Source organism: Candidatus Synechococcus calcipolaris G9 (assembly GCF_029582805.1).
Taxonomy (GTDB): Bacteria; Cyanobacteriota; Cyanobacteriia; order Thermosynechococcales; family Thermosynechococcaceae; genus Synechococcus_F; species Synechococcus_F calcipolaris.
The window spans coordinates 1,440,909-1,458,535 of sequence record NZ_JAKKUT010000002.1; the positions used below are offsets into that span (position 1 = coordinate 1,440,909).

21 protein-coding genes are annotated in these 17,627 nt (G+C 49.4%); 10 read left to right on the top strand and 11 right to left on the bottom strand.

Going from position 1 to position 17,627, the window contains the following annotated elements; genetic code table 11:
• Positions 1-87: 87 nt before the first annotated feature.
• From L3556_RS09915 to L3556_RS09925, 3 genes are all read left to right on the top strand, one after another.
• Entirely contained in the window at positions 88-519 is a 432-nt protein-coding gene (locus L3556_RS09915; protein WP_277867115.1) for a molybdopterin synthase catalytic subunit, read from the top strand.
• A gap of 171 nt (positions 520-690) precedes the next feature.
• Positions 691-1,866, top strand: a complete 1,176-nt coding sequence (gene alr / locus L3556_RS09920; RefSeq protein WP_277867116.1) for an alanine racemase — start codon at positions 691-693, stop codon at positions 1,864-1,866.
• A 45-nt stretch (positions 1,867-1,911) separates the two neighbouring features.
• On the top strand, positions 1,912-2,133 hold the full coding sequence (locus L3556_RS09925; RefSeq protein ID WP_277867117.1) for a DUF7219 family protein: 222 nt from the start codon (positions 1,912-1,914) through the stop codon (positions 2,131-2,133).
• Between the two features lie 14 nt (positions 2,134-2,147).
• Here the strand turns inward: L3556_RS09925 and L3556_RS09930 are convergent, their stop codons facing one another.
• On the bottom strand, positions 2,148-3,284 hold the full coding sequence (locus tag L3556_RS09930; RefSeq protein ID WP_277867118.1) for a glycosyltransferase family protein: 1,137 nt from the start codon (positions 3,282-3,284) through the stop codon (positions 2,148-2,150).
• 322 nt (positions 3,285-3,606) lie between these two features.
• Between L3556_RS09930 and L3556_RS09935 the strand changes: the two genes are divergently transcribed.
• Positions 3,607-3,930, top strand: a complete 324-nt coding sequence (locus L3556_RS09935; protein WP_277867119.1) for a DUF433 domain-containing protein — start codon at positions 3,607-3,609, stop codon at positions 3,928-3,930.
• Positions 3,931-3,945: 15 nt separating this feature from the next.
• Positions 3,946-4,224, top strand: coding sequence for a DUF5615 family PIN-like protein (locus tag L3556_RS09940; RefSeq protein ID WP_277867120.1), 279 nt, complete (start codon positions 3,946-3,948; stop codon positions 4,222-4,224).
• Here the strand turns inward: L3556_RS09940 and L3556_RS09945 are convergent.
• Both L3556_RS09945 and L3556_RS09950 read right to left on the bottom strand, forming a co-directional pair.
• Complete coding sequence (locus tag L3556_RS09945) at positions 4,221-5,609, bottom strand: glycosyltransferase family 2 protein (protein WP_277867121.1); 1,389 nt, start codon at positions 5,607-5,609, stop codon at positions 4,221-4,223. The genes L3556_RS09940 and L3556_RS09945 overlap by 4 nt on opposite strands.
• Positions 5,530-6,537, bottom strand: a complete 1,008-nt coding sequence (locus tag L3556_RS09950; RefSeq protein ID WP_277867122.1) for a radical SAM protein — start codon at positions 6,535-6,537, stop codon at positions 5,530-5,532. The genes L3556_RS09945 and L3556_RS09950 overlap by 80 nt, the downstream gene beginning before the upstream one ends.
• Before the next feature lie 245 nt (positions 6,538-6,782).
• Between L3556_RS09950 and ebsA the strand changes: the two genes are divergently transcribed.
• The 3 genes from ebsA to L3556_RS09965 all read left to right on the top strand — a co-directional run bounded on the left by ebsA (position 6,783) and on the right by L3556_RS09965 (position 8,865).
• On the top strand, positions 6,783-7,157 hold the full coding sequence (gene ebsA / locus L3556_RS09955; protein ID WP_277867123.1) for a type IV pilus biogenesis protein EbsA: 375 nt from the start codon (positions 6,783-6,785) through the stop codon (positions 7,155-7,157).
• Positions 7,158-7,199: 42 nt separating this feature from the next.
• Positions 7,200-8,273, top strand: a complete 1,074-nt coding sequence (locus L3556_RS09960; RefSeq protein ID WP_277867124.1) for a phosphotransacetylase family protein — start codon at positions 7,200-7,202, stop codon at positions 8,271-8,273.
• Positions 8,274-8,397: 124 nt separating this feature from the next.
• Entirely contained in the window at positions 8,398-8,865 is a 468-nt protein-coding gene (locus L3556_RS09965) for a type IV pilin-like G/H family protein (RefSeq protein ID WP_277867125.1), read from the top strand.
• 26 nt (positions 8,866-8,891) lie between these two features.
• On the opposite strand, the gene L3556_RS09970 is transcribed toward L3556_RS09965, so the two are convergent.
• The 3 genes from L3556_RS09970 to L3556_RS09980 form a co-directional block, all read right to left on the bottom strand.
• Positions 8,892-9,839, bottom strand: coding sequence for an META domain-containing protein (locus L3556_RS09970; protein ID WP_277867126.1), 948 nt, complete (start codon positions 9,837-9,839; stop codon positions 8,892-8,894).
• Between the two features lie 157 nt (positions 9,840-9,996).
• Entirely contained in the window at positions 9,997-11,205 is a 1,209-nt protein-coding gene (gene ispG, locus L3556_RS09975) for a (E)-4-hydroxy-3-methylbut-2-enyl-diphosphate synthase (RefSeq protein ID WP_277867638.1), read from the bottom strand.
• An 88-nt stretch (positions 11,206-11,293) separates the two neighbouring features.
• Positions 11,294-11,755, bottom strand: a complete 462-nt coding sequence (locus tag L3556_RS09980; RefSeq protein WP_277867127.1) for a tRNA (cytidine(34)-2'-O)-methyltransferase — start codon at positions 11,753-11,755, stop codon at positions 11,294-11,296.
• Positions 11,756-11,856: 101 nt separating this feature from the next.
• On the opposite strand from L3556_RS09980, the gene L3556_RS09985 reads away from it, so the two are divergent.
• Positions 11,857-12,291, top strand: a complete 435-nt coding sequence (locus tag L3556_RS09985; protein WP_277867128.1) for a DUF29 domain-containing protein — start codon at positions 11,857-11,859, stop codon at positions 12,289-12,291.
• Between the two features lie 85 nt (positions 12,292-12,376).
• Here L3556_RS09985 and tatC read toward each other — a convergent pair whose 3' ends face one another.
• From tatC to ruvB, 3 genes are all read right to left on the bottom strand, one after another.
• Entirely contained in the window at positions 12,377-13,078 is a 702-nt protein-coding gene (tatC, locus tag L3556_RS09990; protein ID WP_277867639.1) for a twin-arginine translocase subunit TatC, read from the bottom strand.
• A gap of 141 nt (positions 13,079-13,219) precedes the next feature.
• The gene (locus L3556_RS09995) at positions 13,220-13,873 is read right to left on the bottom strand and encodes an ATP-dependent Clp protease proteolytic subunit (RefSeq protein WP_277867129.1); all 654 of its coding nucleotides are present in this window, start codon (positions 13,871-13,873) and stop codon (positions 13,220-13,222) included.
• A 68-nt stretch (positions 13,874-13,941) separates the two neighbouring features.
• On the bottom strand, positions 13,942-15,057 hold the full coding sequence (ruvB, locus tag L3556_RS10000; RefSeq protein WP_277867130.1) for a Holliday junction branch migration DNA helicase RuvB: 1,116 nt from the start codon (positions 15,055-15,057) through the stop codon (positions 13,942-13,944).
• Positions 15,058-15,238: 181 nt separating this feature from the next.
• Here ruvB and L3556_RS10005 point away from each other — a divergent pair, with 181 nt between their 5' ends.
• On the top strand, positions 15,239-15,964 hold the full coding sequence (locus L3556_RS10005) for a DUF4079 domain-containing protein (protein WP_277867131.1): 726 nt from the start codon (positions 15,239-15,241) through the stop codon (positions 15,962-15,964).
• Here the strand turns inward: L3556_RS10005 and L3556_RS10010 are convergent, their stop codons facing one another.
• Both L3556_RS10010 and L3556_RS10015 read right to left on the bottom strand, forming a co-directional pair.
• Positions 15,965-16,828 carry a metal ABC transporter permease gene (locus L3556_RS10010; protein WP_277867132.1) on the bottom strand — a complete coding sequence of 288 codons (864 nt, stop codon included), beginning with the start codon at positions 16,826-16,828 and terminating at the stop codon, positions 15,965-15,967.
• A 9-nt stretch (positions 16,829-16,837) separates the two neighbouring features.
• Entirely contained in the window at positions 16,838-17,557 is a 720-nt protein-coding gene (locus tag L3556_RS10015; protein ID WP_277867133.1) for a metal ABC transporter ATP-binding protein, read from the bottom strand.
• Between the last annotated feature and the right edge of the window lie 70 nt (positions 17,558-17,627).

Consider the following 17,627-nt stretch of genomic DNA (forward strand, 5'->3'; position numbering starts at 1 on the left):
TGATACCTGACTCGTGAACTTGCCATAATTTAATCATAGCCATACAAATCATGGCCCTATAGAGTTGGGTACACTGAATCCGTGTTTATGATTAGTTCAACGGCGATCGCTCCAGAAAAATTGAAATCGCTCCTAGTGGATACCCAGTCCGGCGGATTTGTCAGCTTTGAGGGGTGGGTTCGCAATCATAATCTGGGTCAGGCCGTGACCGCCTTAGACTATCAGGTATACGATGCCCTAGCTTATAAGGAAGGGTCAAAAATTATCGGCGAAGCATTGGCAAAATTTAATCTGTGCCACGCGATCGCCTGTCATCGCAGTGGCCACTTGGAACTGGGGGAGATTGCGGTTTGGGTGGGAACCACTGCCCATCATCGCCGCGGGGCATTTTTAGGCACGGAATATATTATTGATCAAATTAAAGTTCGTTTGCCCATCTGGAAAAAAGAGCATTATGTGGATCAGCCATCGGCTTGGGTCTATTGCCGTGAGCATCACTCGCATTTAAGTAATCATTAAAATTCCTTGAATTTCTGTGTTGTTGGGGGAAATCCCCAAAGTTTCGGGAAAATCATGGTCAAATTTTGGGCATAGGGGCCTACACTGTTGCGTATAGCGAGAAACAGATCGCTATACCTAGATTATTGTGGGGTAGTTACCCTGCCTGATTGGGTGTGAGGAAGGATCACTATGTTAAGTCAAGAGCGGCTTTCAGGCTCTCATGAGTGTGAGCGGGCCTGGGTTGAGGTGGATTTAGGTGCCCTAGCTGAAAATACACAGCAGATTAAGGGCTGGCTAGCTCCAGAAACAACATTAATGGCGGTCGTAAAGGCGGATGCTTACGGCCATGGGGCAATCACCGTGGCTCAAACGGTACTCAAGCACGGGGCCTCTAGTTTGGGGGTTGCCACTATTCCCGAAGGGATTGAATTACGGAAAGCGGGTATTGATGCCCCAATTTTGGTGCTAGGGGCGGTGACGATGCCAGCCCAAGTGCGGGCGATCGCCGATTGGCACCTGCAACCGACCCTATCGAGTGTCAAACAAGCCCTAGTTTTTAGTAACTATGCCGAAAACCTAGAGGCTCCCTTGGACGTGCATCTGATGATTGACACCGGCATGGCTCGCCTAGGCTGTCCTGCGGAAGAGGGCTTCCAGTTTATTGATTTTGTTCGCCGTGTGCCCAAGTTACGGATTGTCGGTCTTTATTCCCACTTTGCCGCCGCCGATGCCCCCAACCCCCAATTGATGTACCAACAACATCACTGTTTTGAAACCATTCTCAGGGAGGTACAACGGGCGAATATTGCCATTCCCCAACTCCATTTGGCTAACTCTGCGGCCACCCTCCGCGATCGCTCGGTTCATTACGATCAGGTACGGGTGGGTCTGGCTCTCTATGGCCTCTATCCGGCCCCCCATTTACGGGATATTGTGCCGTTGCGGCCGGTGCTTCAGGTGCGCTCCCGGATCACCCTGACAAAAGAGTTGAGGCCGGGGATGGGGGTGAGCTATGGCCATCAGTTTGTGGCCCGGAGATCGATGCGGATTGGTGTCCTCGGAATTGGCTATGCCGATGGTGTACCTCGTCTCCTGTCTAACCGCATGGAGGTTTTATTGCGGGGACAACGAGTCCGTCAGGTGGGGGCGATCACCATGGATCAAATGATGATTGATGTGAGTGATTTTCAGGATTTACAGGAAGGTGAGGTGGTAACGCTTCTGGGGGAGGACGGTCAAGAGCAAATTACTGCGGATACTTGGGCTGAGACCCTGGGAACCATTTCCTGGGAAATTCTCTGTGGATTCAAGAACCGCTTGCCTCGGATTCCCGTGGATCAAGGCTTTTATAACCAGCCCTATTAGGTTAAGCTATAGTTAAGAGAACGTTAACGACAGGGGGTAATACCTATGGATAAGCACGAGTTCCTGTATCCCCGGAGTACCTACTATGGCAAAGTTACGCCTGAGCAACTTATTTTTAATGCCAATTTGCAAGAGTTCTCTACGAAGGTTGGCTATATTTCTAGTCTAGAAACCAGTGGTAAGCTCAGTTCCCAGGATGCCTATCAGCAAATTAAGCACCTGTGGAAGGAACTAAAACAAAGCAAGAAAAATCTGTTGCCTAGTTAGGATCGACAGTCAAGTTAAGATTGGCAGTTAAGCCGGATGTCTTCCAGTAATGCTTGGCCACTCACCTCAAAACAAAAATGCTCTGCTGCCTGATGACTGGCGTTTTTGAAGGCTTTGATTTGTTCGGCCGTGAGGTCATTTAGTTTTTGGGCCAGGTCCTGGGGGGCAAAGGAGTCAGCCACAACCCCCAACTGATACTGATGGACAATTTTAGCCATTTCAGGGGATGGGCCAATGGCGATCGCCAGACGGGCTTGAATATACTCAAATAACTTATTAGGTAGGCAATAAATATAGTTAAGGATGTTTGAGTTAAGTAAGAAGATGCCAATATCGTACTCATTAATATGCTGGCAAATTTCTGGCATCGGTACTGGCTCTCGAAAGTGAATCCGGGGGTTATGGGCGGCCAGTTGCTTCAACTGCTCCAGATACCAGGGCTTAAAGGGAGTCAGAATAAAATCTAAGGTAAATCGTTCATCTAATCCATCTAAGACTTGAATCATATCCTCTAAGTTACGGGAGGGAATGGCTGCTCCATGGTGGACTAAGCGAATGCGATCGCCCTGGACAGGGGTGGGATATAAATGTTGGCGAAAGGGCGTATTCATCACCACTTTTGGCTCAATATTAAACTGTTTCTTATATTCCTGAGCTAGATGATCATTCACTGTCGTCATGGCCCTGATCTGGGGTAAATAGGTACGACATAGATAGGCTGCGTAGGGATGACGTAGCAATCGCCACGCTAAGCGATTACTGTATTCCTGGGGAGCAAACTCATGGGCATCCAGAAGAACAGGCTTCCCTTGGGCAATTTTTAAGGACAGGGGTAGGGTATTGACATCATTGGCAATGACTAGATGGTAGACCGGTGAGTTAGGATACCCCAGCTGCTCCAAGGCAGAGCGTACTGAGCGATCGCTCCAATACCAAGATTCATACTGGCGTAGGCTTAACCAAAGGGCCATCCTTAATTTATGAATCAGTTGCTGATCAAAGGGTGGAACCTGAATAAATTGCACATTAGGATGGGGCGATCGCCCAAACCCGACCACCGTTAGTTCGTAGCGATCGTGCAAAACCTGAATTTGTCGATAAACACGCGGATCCCGCCAGACCTCAGAAAACACTAAAATTAAAATTTTCATCGTAAACTCGGTAGTCTATTTTTGTAAATGGTGGAGAAAAACAAGCGACTTATGCCATTATCGCCTTCAAATGCAGTGTTTTATTGTAGTGCTGAGTAACGTTCCAAATCACTCCCTCATGGTTCTCTATCCCAGTCAATCAGTGGGGAGTACCAATGGGAAGAACCTCTGCTTTGATGTTCCCCGCCAGCTATAATGCCCTAGTATGCAGGCTTAATTATGGGCACTTAGCAGTTGCTGGCTTTCCTATAGGACAAAGGTTTAGCAGGGCAAGTTTTTAATTCTATAACTCAAATTAAAGTTAAGAATTTTGTATAGATTTATGACAATAGCAATAGTCGCCGAAAAAACACCCTTGGTTACCGATCCTTACGGTGTTGTACGAGTTGCGAAAACTCGCATCACTTTGGATACAGTGGTGACTGCTTTTCTTGAAGGGTGTACGCCAGAAGAAATAGGAGAGCAGTATCCATCTCTACAACTACCGGATGTCTACTTAGTCATCGGTTACTACCTCAGACACCGAGATGAAGTTGAGACATATCTTGCAGAACGTCAACGTCAGTCAGAAAAAAATCGGCGGGATGTTGAACAGCGTTTTAATCCCATCGGAATCCGTGAACGGTTATTAGCAAGAAGAATCTAAAACGTTTAAACCATTATGATTCGGTTTCTTGCTGATGAAAATTTTAACAATCAGATTGTCCGAGGCATTCTTCGTCAAAATTCGCAGATAGATATTGTGCGTGTTCAAGATGTGTGGTTATCAGGAGTTGATGACCCCAATGTTTTAGCATGGGCCGCACAAGAAGGACGTATTGTTCTTACTCATGATGTTGCCACGATGACAATTTTTGCTTATGAACGCCTTGAATCGGGTCTATCCATGCCTGGGTTGTTTGAAGTGAACCGTCGTGTCCCAGTAGGATTAGCAATTTAAGCTCCATGGTGAACTGTCTTCACCCATTTCAATCGCTTCGCCCGCACCGCCATTCGCACCGTCACACTACTTACCACCGGCAACCAATGGAACATATAGAGGGTTCCCATCAGGCTTGTCCAAAATAGGCGCAGGGGAGATAGTTTTTGCGATGACTCTTTCTGACTCTGGGCCAGCCCCTTCACCATGCCAATCAAGGAAATCGTTACCGAAAGACTGGTGAGGGGAATCAGCAGGGGGGGACGACTTCGCAAAATTGCCATTACAAAGTCCGGCACGGTAGCCGTGGGAATGGCGTATTTAATTAAAAACCAAAACAGGACATCCAGGCTTTTGCCGAGGCCAAGACGGTTTTGTAGTAAGGGCCGCCAATAATCTAAATAGCTTTGATAGCCCCCTTCTCCCCAGCGATTTCGTTGATGCCACAGGGCGATCTCCGTGGTTACACCCTCTTCCTTAACCCCTGGATCCATGAGCAGATCAATATCCCAGTGGTGTAAATGGAGTTTTAAGCTGAGATCCAAATCATCGGTAATCGTTTCTTCATTCCAACCCCCACATCGCTCCATCGCCTGTCGCCGCACAAACTGACCATTACCCCGCAGTTCTCCCATGCCAGCGATCGCAATTCGTTGTTGCTGATAGTAGGCATCCAAGGCCATTTCTGCATTTTGGCCTTCCGTATAAATATTTAGATCCGCATTACTGATGGTTTTGCGAACCTGAACCGCACCAATTTTAGGCTCCTGGAACCGTTTAATAACCTGCCGTAGCAGGTGGGGTTCAATGCGGGCATCGGCATCAAAGACACCAATAATATCTCCCTTAGCTAGGGGTAAGACTTGATTGAGGGCCCCGGACTTACCACCACCTGCTCCCGGCAAACGACGCAAGACTCGTAATTGAGGATAGGTCTTTTGCAGACCATCTAAAATATCGGGGGTGCGATCGCTACTATTATCATCTATGACCCAAACTTCATAACATTGGCGTGGATAATCCACCTGGCAAAGGTTTTCAACAAGGCGACCAATTACCGCTTCTTCATTTTTAGCCGCCACCATCAAGGAGACAAAGGGTAAATCCGTTACCTCACCCGTGCCCGCATCTGGCAATGCCCTAGGCCGCGCCCACCAATAACGGAGGGTTTGCAGACTCATCAATACCATTACGCCATAGACCAGCCAAATGCCCCCCGTCACCAAATGCAACAAAATAGTACTACCCCAGATCAGGGCCAGGGCCAAGGCAGCTTTTTGCCGTCGTCCCTCTGAACGGGGTTGCACCGAGGGGGAATCGGGTAGGTCAACCCACTCCGACAGTAGATCGTCCAGGGGATCCACTTCGCTGTAGAAATTGTTTTCGGGCCAGGAATTCTCCGGCATAGGTCACCTGATTGAGGAACCAATATTTATCAACACCCTTAAAAAAGCTAGGAATGAGGTAACACCAAACCGTACAACCTTCACAGACTGATAATCGTCCCTGGGAACGGCGGTATTCCTCCACCACTTCCGACTCTTTATAGAGATCGTAGAGACGACCATTAATCGGTACGCCCTTTTGGGCAAAATGGTAGCAGGGCAGTAACAACTCATCATTGGGAGAGATGGCAATTACTGCATCCACGGCTTTGCAGCGAGGATTTTCTGTGTTATTCCCACCCGCACGAATAAGGGCTAGGGCTGCCCTATTGTAACCAACATTGTTATACTTCTTGGCGTTTTCTTCAATACTATGGGCAATTTCTGGGGTGGGATTCTTCTTATTGTTATAGCTTTCGTAGGCCGTAAATGCAGGATTGAGCCAAATGCGTACCCCCAATTCCTGACCTAGTTCGGCTACTTCACCAATGCGCCCATAGTTTTGGGCTGTCACCGTATGGTTGAGTACCGGATATTCCCCCAAGTCTTTGGCAATCTTCACCGACTCCACCAAGGTATCAAAAATTTTAACGCCCCGAGAATAGTCGTGGGTATCCGCATCCGGGCCATCTAGGGAAAAATTCAGAAAATCCACTAGGCCTTGAATAGCTTGGGCACGGCGGGGATAGAGAATGGTGTTGGTGGTCATACTAGTGACAAAGCCAAGGTTCTTTGCCTCTTTGTAAATCTCAGGGGCATCGGCCCGGAGCAAGGGTTCACCACCGGTAAAGTCAACATACTTGACCCCCAGACGTCTCAAATCCCGTAGGTTCTGTTGAATGGCCGCAAAGTCCGCCTCTTTGCCTGGCTCTAGGGCCCAAATGTCACAAAAATGACAGCGGGCATTACACCGATAGGTGAGATAGTAGTTCGCAACGAGCGGAGCCATAGACGTTCAACCCTCAAAACTTGAAAACGGCTGGATCTTTTACGGATATTCGATTAGGAGGCAGTTGATGGGGTAAATCATAGATAAAAATCTAGGGGAATTAGGTTTTCTCCATGACCTTGCTCAACAGTTTAGAGCAAATTTCGGTCATCTTGGTAGGAATCTGAATTGCCATAGGAGCGAAGGGCAAACCAGAGATTAGAATTGAAGCAGTTAATTGGATTGAATGCGTTGAGGACTACTCCATGAATCCCCTGGATCAGCTACAACCGGCTAATCCCAAGGAGGCCAATATCTTTTCACCCTACATGAATGCATCGAAGCGGGCTATTTTGCCCCTAGGGATTGCACTCTACCGAAAAGGGAAATTAGAGGGACAGCGAGGCATTGAAGGCGGTGATAATGTCCCCTTTTTGGCCACTTGGAATATTGCGAATTTGCCAGCGGATTTATCCCGATGTACGGTTATGTTTGAGAATTCACCGGATCTGAGTTATGAGATATCGATGACCACATTTGAACTGGTGGATCACCTCATTGACGTGATTAGTAATTATAAAAAATATCGGGTGGCTGATTTTTCTAAGCCGTTCTATCGTAAGCTACTACGTTTAGAATGAAGAACCCTGTCCTAATCGTTTTCTTCAGGAGTGACTGCGACGGTGCCTAAACATTTACTCATTGGTTCAATGGCGGCCTACAGTGGTAAATCAGCAACTATTCTAGGCTTGGCTCAACAATTTCGCAGTCGTAACCTCAAAATTGCCTACGGAAAACCCTTGGGAACCTGTCAGCCGGAAGCAGAAACGGAAGAACTGGAGGCGGATGTCTGGTTTATTCGCCAGACCTTGGACTTGGCCCCAGCGGATCTACGGCCAACCCTACTGACCCTGAATGATCAAACCATTGGCGATCGCCTCCGGGGTGTGGATGGGGCAGACTATGGCCAAACTCTGATGGAATATCAGGGGTTGAATGGGGCGGATGTCGTTCTTCTGGAAGGGCCGGGAACCCTGGCGGAGGGCCGCCTTTTTGATTTGGATCTGGGGCAAATGGCTTCGGTCTTAGATGCCCAAGTGTTGCTGGTGATGCGCTACGAGTCCTCCTTAATTGTGGAGTCTTTGCTCCTAGCTCAATCGGAATTGGGCGATCGCCTCCTGGGGGTATTAATTAACGATATTCCAGTCGATAGTGCTGAGATGGTCGCTCAGGTTAAGAACTTCTTGGAAAGCCGGGGCATCCCCGTGTTGGGTCTTTTGCCCCGTAGTCAGTTGCTTCGCAGTGTCACCGTAGAAGAGTTAGTGCATCAGCTAAAAGCCGAAGTACTCTGTCGTCCCGATCGCTTGGATTTGCTTGTGGAAGAACTCACCATTGGCGCAATGAATGTGAGTGCGGCCCTGAAGTATTTCCGCAAGGGGAACAATATGGCCGTCATTACCGGGGGCGATCGCACCGATATTCAGTGGGCTGCCTTAGAAACTTCCACTCACTGTTTAATCTTGACCGGGCATTTACCCCCCACCCCAGCGGTCCTTAGTCGGGCAGAAGAATTAGAAATCCCCATTCTCTCGGTGGATCTGGACACCCTAACGACGGTAGAAATTGTGGATCATGCCTTTGGCCAGGTGCGTCTTCACGAAGCCGTTAAGGTCAACTGCATTGAACAACTCATTGCCAAGCATTTCGACTGCGATCGCCTTCTAGACAAATTGGGCCTGGTTACAGTTCAAGCCTAAGTTACATGCCTAAGTGAAACGTACGTTAAAAAAATTAAAGAAATTTGCCCGCCCTGTTAATTTTTTCTTAAAAGTGGGAACTCTACGACTAAGGCTAAGTCGTCTCGGATAGTAGAGAGAAAAGATGAAAGTATATCATGACAACAACCGACTTCTTTTGTCTCTTTTTCACCATAGATTAAGAAATCAAGGACTGACCCTCATCGAACTCCTAGTCGTCGTGATTATTATTGGCATTATTGCCGCCATTGCCCTGCCAGCAATGCTCAACCAAGCACGGCGGGCCCGAGAGGCAGAGGCCATGAACTACCTAGGGGCCATTAATCGTGCCCAGCAGGTCTATCGCCTAGAAAATGCCACCTTTGCGGGGGATATTACGGCACTTCGCATTAATGTTCCGACGAATACGCAAAACTACACCCTCACCTTTGAAGCACCAACGGCAACCCTTGCGGAAACCTCCGCCGTCCCTTCGGATCCTGAAGCACGGGCCTTCACAGGGTGTGCCAGGGCCGATACAGTGAACCCCTTGGCAAGTACCAATTCTGAAATTATTCGCGCTGATGACAGTACGGCCCTTCCTTGTCCCTAGCTGGTTTGTCCTAGGAAGGATATCGTTTAGCTTTCTTTTTTCTGAAATACCAAGACTACCTCACCATCATCCTTGTACAGGTATAACTGATCTTGATTTATTTCAAAGCGCGTAATTTGCCCTAGGGCTTGATAAAATTCTCCTTCGATTTTTTGGATTTGATCTAAGCAAGCCCGCTTGGTACTAGCCACTGCTGAAAAATTAAGCGTCATCTCTGATTGCTCAAAGGAACCCATATAGCGATTACAGCCACTAGACCCAAAAAAACGTTTTTCCTTTGCATCAAATTGAAGGTAGGGAGTATCCATCATGGCTGACTCCTGCGGCACGGATTCTGTTCCGACACGGACTAAACGCCAAGGTGTACTCAATAAGGTACCGGCGGGGGGCATGGAAGACCCATTGGCATTTTGGCGAGTGTTTACCCCCGTGGGGAGTAAATCGGGGATATCAGCATGGCGCAGGGTGTAGGTTATTCTGGTTGTGCCGGAGGGGCAGCAGAGGGGATCCGCTTCACCATAGCGGTTAAAGTCCGCCACAATTTCACTGGGGCTGATCACCCGAAAATCATTGAGGGAGCCATCGGTACGGGCATCCATTAATTCTGGAGACAGGGTTCCGGCATAGCGGCCCTCGGCATAGACAAACACTTGATAGCCCATGGGGCGGCACATCCCATCAAAACCCGAGGCTCCCAGAATCATTTGGATCCGATCCTCTTGGTGGCGATCGCCCACTAAATGCCAACCTTGCTTAGCGATCGCCTGTTCAGCAGTGGTGGCTGGTTGACGAATCACCGATTCACATTGCTCGATATTTTCGCCAGGGCCAGGTTTAGGCAGCGTTGGAAACGCGGTGGGAGTGGGCCGATTCCAGGGCATCAGGGGTTGATCCAACCAGGATGGGGAGGATAGCTGACTCATGGTGGGGTTGGGAGCCATGGCCATCAACAGGGGGGCTACTGCTAAGGGCACTAAAGGCAATTTAGTTCTTAGATTTGCTTGAAGAGTCTTTAGGAAGAAAACCATTGATCAGTCATCCATCAAAAATTATGTATTAAAACCCTTTATTTTTTCCAGGTTGGTTTACCCGAAAAGGGATCAGCCCCCTTCAAGACGAGATTGATGGTACTTAGGTTTCCTTTGGTTCAATCCATTGGCCATCCGCCTTAATTAAATTAATGAGTTCAATCACCCCCTGATCTTCGGGCACTTTTTTCACCTCGTCTCGACCGCGATAGAGGGAAATAAACCCCGGTTGTTTACCCACATAGCCATAGTCAGCATCGGCCATTTCGCCAGGGCCGTTGACAATACAGCCCATGACGGCAATATTTAAGCCCGTCAGATGACTGGTGGCTTCTCGCACCTTATGTAAAACCTCTTCCAGATTAAAGAGGGTGCGCCCACAGGAGGGACAGGCGACATACTCGACCATGGTGCGCCGCAAGCCCAGGGCCTGCAAAATACCGTAGCAAACGGGAATTTCTTTTTCAGGGGCTTCGGTGAGGGATACACGAATGGTATCGCCAATGCCTTCAGCCAAGAGGGTGCCAATGCCTGCCGTAGATTTAATCCGTCCGTATTCGCCATCCCCCGCTTCCGTTACCCCTAAATGTAAGGGATAGTCCATTCCCAGTGCCTCCATGCGCTTCACCATGAGCCGATTAGCGGCAATCATCACGGGTACACGGGAGGCTTTCAGGGAAATTTCTAAATGATAAAAACCAAAGGATTCACACATCCGAATAAATTCTAGGGCTGACTCTACCATGCCTTCGGGGGTGTCGCCGTAGGTAAAGAGCATCCGCTCGGCCAAGGAGCCATGGTTGACTCCAATGCGCATGGATTTGCCCTGATCTCGGAGGGACTCTACCAAGGGTTTGAGGGTTTCCCGGATTTTTTCACCAATTTCGTTAAATTCGGCTTGGGTATATTCGGTGCGATCGGCCTTGGGTTTTTCAAAGACATAGAGGCCGGGATTAATCCGCACGTTATCGACATAGTTGGCGACTTCTAGGGCAATTTTCATGCCATTGTGATGGACATCGGCGACTAGGGGAACAGGTTGATAGGTTTTGTAGAGGCGATCGCGGATTTCTTCCATGGCCTTGGCGTGGGCAAGACTGGGAACGGTGACACGGACAATTTCACAGCCAATTTCATGTAACCGGCGAATTGCGGCTACGGAGCCAGGAATATCTAGGGTATCTTCATTGATCATGGATTGGACTGCCACCGGATGACCACCGCCAATGGTCACGGAGCCAACGGGAACGGGGCGGGTCTGACGACGAATAATCCCTGTCTCAACGGGGGGGGGGAGAAGCCAGGACAGGATTGGGCAGCGTTTGCGTCATGATCTCACTTGCCTTTCAGTCTTGTGTCCTTTTTAGATTGCCACAAATTGGGACAAACCGGGGTTGATCTTAGGGTTTTTGAGCGAGTTGTCGATAAGCTTCAAACAGGGCGATCGCCACACTGGTAGAGAGGTTAAGACTGCGAACCCCGGTACTGGCCATGGGAATATAAACGGTTTGATCACAGTCCCCAAGGATGGTTTCCGGGATACCATCGGCTTCATTGCCAAAGATGAGCCAGTCCGTGGGTTGAAAGTTACAGTCCCAATAATTACAGTTGCTCTGAGGTTCAAAGGCAATCAAACGGCCGCCGCGATCGCCCACGAGGGTTTGAAAGGTCTGCCAGGAATCATGGCAGTGTAAATCCACATAGGGCCAATAGTCTAAACCGGCACGCTTCAAGTAGCGATCGCTCAGTTCAAAGCCCAAGGGTTCAATCAGGTGTAGGGGGGTTTGGGTTGCAGCACAGGTACGGGCAATATTACCGGTATTGGGGGGAATTTGGGGATAAACCAGGACAACTTGGGGCATAGGGAATTGAAAATTTTTCGTTGATATAATGAAGAAAGAGATTGCAAAACTGTGTTAAGCCTAAGTGATGGAGCGTCGATCAAGGCCAGAGCAAATGAAACATGGGTGAGAAATACTTAGAAGATTTTAGTTCATGGGTCAACCAAACAAGCCAACTGTTACGGGAACGGCGTTGGCAAGAGATCGATGTGCCAAATTTAATCGAAGAGGTTGAAGACTTGGGTAAAAGTGAACGACGGGGGATTGCTAGTCAACTCACTCGTCTTTTGCTCCATCTCCTCAAGTGGCAGTATCAACCTCAGCGTCGCTCCGATAGTTGGCTGGACTCCATCACTGATGCGCGTACCCAGATTGAATTAGCCATTGAAGATAGTCCTAGTTTAAGGAGTTATCCAGCAGACCAACTGGCAGAAACCTATCAGCGGGCACGTCGTCAAGCGGCTAAGCAAACAGGAATCGACGCTTCCGTGTTCCCAGAAACCTGCCCCTATCCCCTCGATGTAGTCTTGGACGCCGACTGGCTACCGGAGGGCTAACAATTTCAACAGGCCTGATTTACTTTGAGACGATAGACCGCAGAAACGGCCATACCAGCTAACTAAATCAAGCACATTAGGGTGATTATGAGTTTTGGCGGGGGCGAGGTAATAAATGCCCTAAACCAATGCCACTGAAATAAAGACTAATTAGTGCTCCCGCCAATAGTCCCTGGGTGATGGGATCAATGGAGGGGGTCAATACGGCGGCTAGGGCAACGGCAATAATGATCACATATCGCCACTGACTGAGCATTTGCTCAATGGAGACAATATTTAGGCTAATTAAAATGAGTTGCAAAATGGGGACTTGAAAGGCTAATCCGGTGACGAGTAACAACAATAAAATAAAGTCAAAATAGCGATCGATAGACCATAATTGCTCGACTACATCTGCCCCGTAACTAATGAAAAAGCCCAAGGCCGCTGGAGCTAATAGGCTATAGGCAAAGCCAATTCCTAACACAAATAGTAGGGACGAACCAAAGACGGCGGGGCCCAAAAGCTGCCGTTCCCGTCGGGTTAATCCAGGTAAAACAAAACGAATTCCCTGGTATAGCACCATGGGCATGGTCAGCAATAAACCACAATAGGCTGCGGCCTTGCAGGAGACAAAAAAGTATTCCCCCGGCCCCAGTTGCAGAAATTTTGCCCCATGGGCGGGTTGCTCTAGGAGAGTGATAATCCCTCTCACTTGGGTGAAGCACAGAATAATGGCGATCGCCGCCGTGGCCAAAACCACAAAAATGCGTTGGCGCAGTTCTTCCAGGTGATCCCATAGGGACATTTCCACCTCTCCCGGCAATAGATCATCAGCATGGATGTCCTCGGGGTTGGGTTCACCTTGCCCAGGGGTGAGATCATCCGCTGGCAGTTCAGAGCCGTTGAGGGGTTCTAGATCGGGCGATCGCGTCATGGGCTAGAAAATCTAAATCACGCCAGCGGGCAGGGGCGGAACGGCTTCACTCTCAAGGATGCGATCGATGAGTCCGTAGGCTTTGGCTTCATCAGGGGTCATGTAAAGTAACCGATCCATATCTCGGCTGATCCGTTCCGGAGTTTGGCCGGTATTTTTGGCCAAAATATCAATCATGGTTTTCTTGTTCGCTAAAACCTCTTGGGCCCGAATTTGAATGTCCGTGGCTTGACCCTGGGCGTAGCTCTTGGTTTGCTGAAGAACAATCGTGGCGTGGGGTAAACTGGCCCGACATCCCTGGGAGCCAGAGGAGAGGAGCAACGCAGCCATACCAATGGCCTGGCCAATACAAATGGTATGCACTGGCGGCTTAATGTATTGAATGGTGTCGCAGATGGCAAAGGCTTCCGTCTCAAAGCCAATGGGTTCACCATCGTAGCGAGATGTTCCCGTTGAATTGATGTAGATACGGATCGGTTTTTCCGGATCGTCATACTGCAAATAGAGCAATTGGGCGACAATCAACTCGGTAACGGACGCAACGAGGGGCATCCCCAGATAGACAATCCGCTCTTTGAGAAGTAATGAAGGTAAATCCGGTGGCGGCGTGCGATAGGCAGCATCACCATAGTAGGGGGCTTGAACAGCAGCGATCGGCAACCTCATAGCACACTCAGTAGGGGGTCAGTTGACTCAATATCTTTTTACTTTCTTTACTTTAGCAAGTTTTTCGCCTAGCTCAGAAGCGGTAGTTGCTCATCCGGGGGACGGTAGCCCAAATGGTGCCAGGCTTGGGGGGTGGCCATCCGACCTCGCGGGGTCCGTTGCACATAGCCCATCTGCATCAGGTAGGGTTCATAGACTTCTTCAATGGTTTGGCTATCTTCTCCCGTGGCGGCAGCTAGGGCATCGACCCCGACGGGCCCTCCCTGGTACGTTTCAATCATCACCGTCAAGAGGCGGCGATCTGTCCAGTCCAGTCCCCCTGGATCCACATGAAATAGTTCTAGGGCCTGCTCGGCGATCGCCACGGAAATTTCACCATTATGTTTGACGGCGGCGTAGTCCCGCACCCGTTTGAGTAAGCGATTGGCAATGCGGGGGGTTCCCCGACTCCGACGGGCAATTTCCAGGGCAGCGTCCGCCGTAATCGGGGTATCCAGAATCCCGGCGGTACGCAGAATAATCTGACTTAGTTCCTCTGGTTCATAGAAGCGTAATCGTTGGATTAAGCCAAAGCGATCGCGTAGGGGGGAAGTCAAAGCACCAGCGCGGGTTGTCGCCCCCACCAGCGTAAAGCGATTCAGGGATAGGCTACGACTGCGGGCACTCTGATGTTTACCAATGGTAATATCGATGCGAAAGTCTTCCATGGCCGGATAGAGTAATTCTTCCGTCATCCGGGAAAGGCGATGGATTTCATCAATGAATAAAATATCCCCCGGTTGCAGATTGACTAGGAGGCCGACAATATCCCGGGGCCGCTCTAGGGCAGGGGCACTGGCCACTTTGCAGTTGACCCCCATTTCCGCTGCCAAAATTAAGGCGATGGTGGTTTTACCAAGGCCAGGGGGGCCGTAGAGGAGCAGGTGATCTAGACATTCTTGGCGGGTTTGGGCGGCTTGAATGGCAATGTGCAGTACATCCTTCAAATCCCGTTGGCCAATGTAGTCACCCAGGGATTGGGGACGAATGGTTTCTTCATTCCGGGAGGGTGTATCCTCTGGCAGGGCTTGGGCCGAGAGCAGTGGAGTATCCTGCTTTTTGGGACTGGCTCCGTGATCTTTCGCCTTTTTTTGGGCGCGGTGGGGGCGATCGCCGGGGGGCTGATGGGACGAAACAATGGCCATAGAGGATTTTAACAGATTTTTTTAACAGATTTTTTGTGAGTGACGAGAAACTGAATCCTGTGAATAAACTTGAAGCCCCAACCTCGGATCATCCAGAAATGGAAAAAGTACCGTACTCTATAAAGCAGCTTGCGTAAGCAGTTTGCGGTTCATGATGCGTAGGGAGGCTCTGGAAGCAGCAATGTTATTGAACCTTAAGGATATTATTTTACTCTTGCATCCGATTTTAGCTTGTACCTTTGTCTTTCCGGTCATTGGCATTGTCAGTTATTTTGCCTGGCAAACCCGCCAGCGTCGCCTTCGAGAAGGTGCTGAGAGTAAAAAAATTCCGCCCACGGTCGGCCGGGAACATGTGCAACTGGGAAATCTCCTCACGGCAGGGGTGGTGGGCATTACCCTCGTTGCCTATGCCTATTCAGTGATTTTTGGCTTTCAGGGCTTTCTGATGCAGGCCAGTGAAGGAAACCTAGATTGGCTGCGGGTGGGCTTAGTGGCGTTGATGTTTGCGGTGACGATCGCCTCCTTGGTGTTTCTCTATCAAGCCCATAATCGAATTTGGCGGGGTGTATTTGCCACCCTAACCGGAATCGGTATTGTGGTGCTGGGATTTCAGCCCGGGGTATTTCGCCGCGATGATGAGTGGTATGTGTCCCATTTTTACTACGGCATTGTCGCCTCGTTGCTGATGATCTTTGCCCTGGCGATCGTCCAGGATATTTATCAAGATCGTACCCAAACCTGGCGGCGGGTGCATATTGCCCTGAATACTGTTGCCCTGATTCTGTTTCTTGGTCAAGGGATTACGGGAACCCGGGATTTACTGGAGATTCCCCTAAGTTGGCAAGCCCCCGCAATCTATCAATGTAATTTTGATTCCAATTCACCGGACTTCAAGACCTGCCCCTAACTATTTTCGGCGTAGCTGTTGGGTGAGAAGGCCCTGGGATGGACTAAACAAAAAAGCACATAGAAATAAACTAAAGGCGACAAGGACGATCGCCGCGCCAGAGGGAATATTGATGTAATAGCTCAAATACATTCCCATAATTGCGGCCAAGGAACCAATCATTGCTCCTAGGATCATCATTTGGTGGAGTTCTTTGACCAATAGGTAGGCGGTCATGCCGGGGGCCACTAGCATGGCAATGACTAATAAAACTCCCACGGTTTGCAGCGTTGCCACAACAGTTAAACTAATCCCGGTCACCATACTCAGGTAGTACCAGTGAACTGGTAAACCACTGGCTTGGGCCCCCACCGGATCGAAGGTGTAAAAAAGCAACTCTTTATAAAAGAGAAAAACCGCCGTCAGGATCAGCAGGGTAATTCCCAGGGTCAGGAGTAGGTCTTGGGGGGTAATACCGAGAATATTGCCAAAGAGAATGTGAATGAGATCTAGGCGATCGCCCCCCGGTAGTACCGTAACCAATGTGGTTCCCATCGCCAAAAAGGAGGCCAAAATCAAGGCCATCACCCCATCTATTTTGAGGCGAGATTGGGACTCTAGAAATGATAAGAGTGCTGCGCTCAATACCCCCGCCACTAAGGCTCCTAGGGATAGGGGCACATTCAAATACAATGCTACGGGTAAGCCTGCCAGGACAGAATGGGAAATCATATCCCCCATCATGCCCATTTGCTGAACAATCATATAACTACCGACAACGGCACAGAGAATGCCGAGCAGAACCCCCATCATCAGGGCTTGACGCATAAAGGCAAATTCTAGGGGTTCTAATACCCCCTGAACTAACCAAAAAAGGCTCTCCATGGCGATGGGTTAAGCTGCGGCCAAGGAGAAGGTTGAACCGTAGGCCTCCTGAAGATTTTGGGTGGTGATCACGTCGGTTTTGGCCCCCATGGCAATCAGACGCTTATTCAGGAGCAAAATGCGATCGTAGTAGTTGAGGCTCTCCCCTAGATCATGGTTAATCACGAGTAGGGTTTTGGCCTGGGCCTTCAGTTCCTGGAAAATATCAAAAATAATATCCTCGGTTTTGCGATCCACGCCCGTAAAGGGTTCGTCAAAAATCAAGAGATCGGCTTCTTTGGCTAGGGCTCGGGCAATGAATACCCGCTGCTGTTGGCCACCGGATAGTTCACCAATTTGGCGATCGCGCAGATGATACATCCCCACCCGCTCTAGGGCTGCCTTTACCGTTTGCTGTGATTGGACGCTAGTCCGCCGAAAGAGACCCGTTTGCACCGTCCGAGCCATCATCGCCACATTCCAAACCGTGATCGGATAATCCCAATCAATGTGCGATCGCTGGGGCACATAGGCCACCCGGCCTAACTGCTGTCCTAAAACTTTCCCTTGGAACATTGCCTTGCCCGCCACCGCACGAATGAGACCGAGCATGGCCTTGACCATCGTACTTTTCCCCGCACCATTGGGGCCAACCACCCCCACCAGTTCACCGGCGGGAACCTGATAGTTAATCTGCTCTAGGGCAGCAACACCACGATAACTGACGGATAATTCCTGAACCTGCAACATGGTAGGCAATCCTGAAAGGATAGTGAAGAAAAAATGAAATAAATATGAAATTCATCTTTAATCTACCATA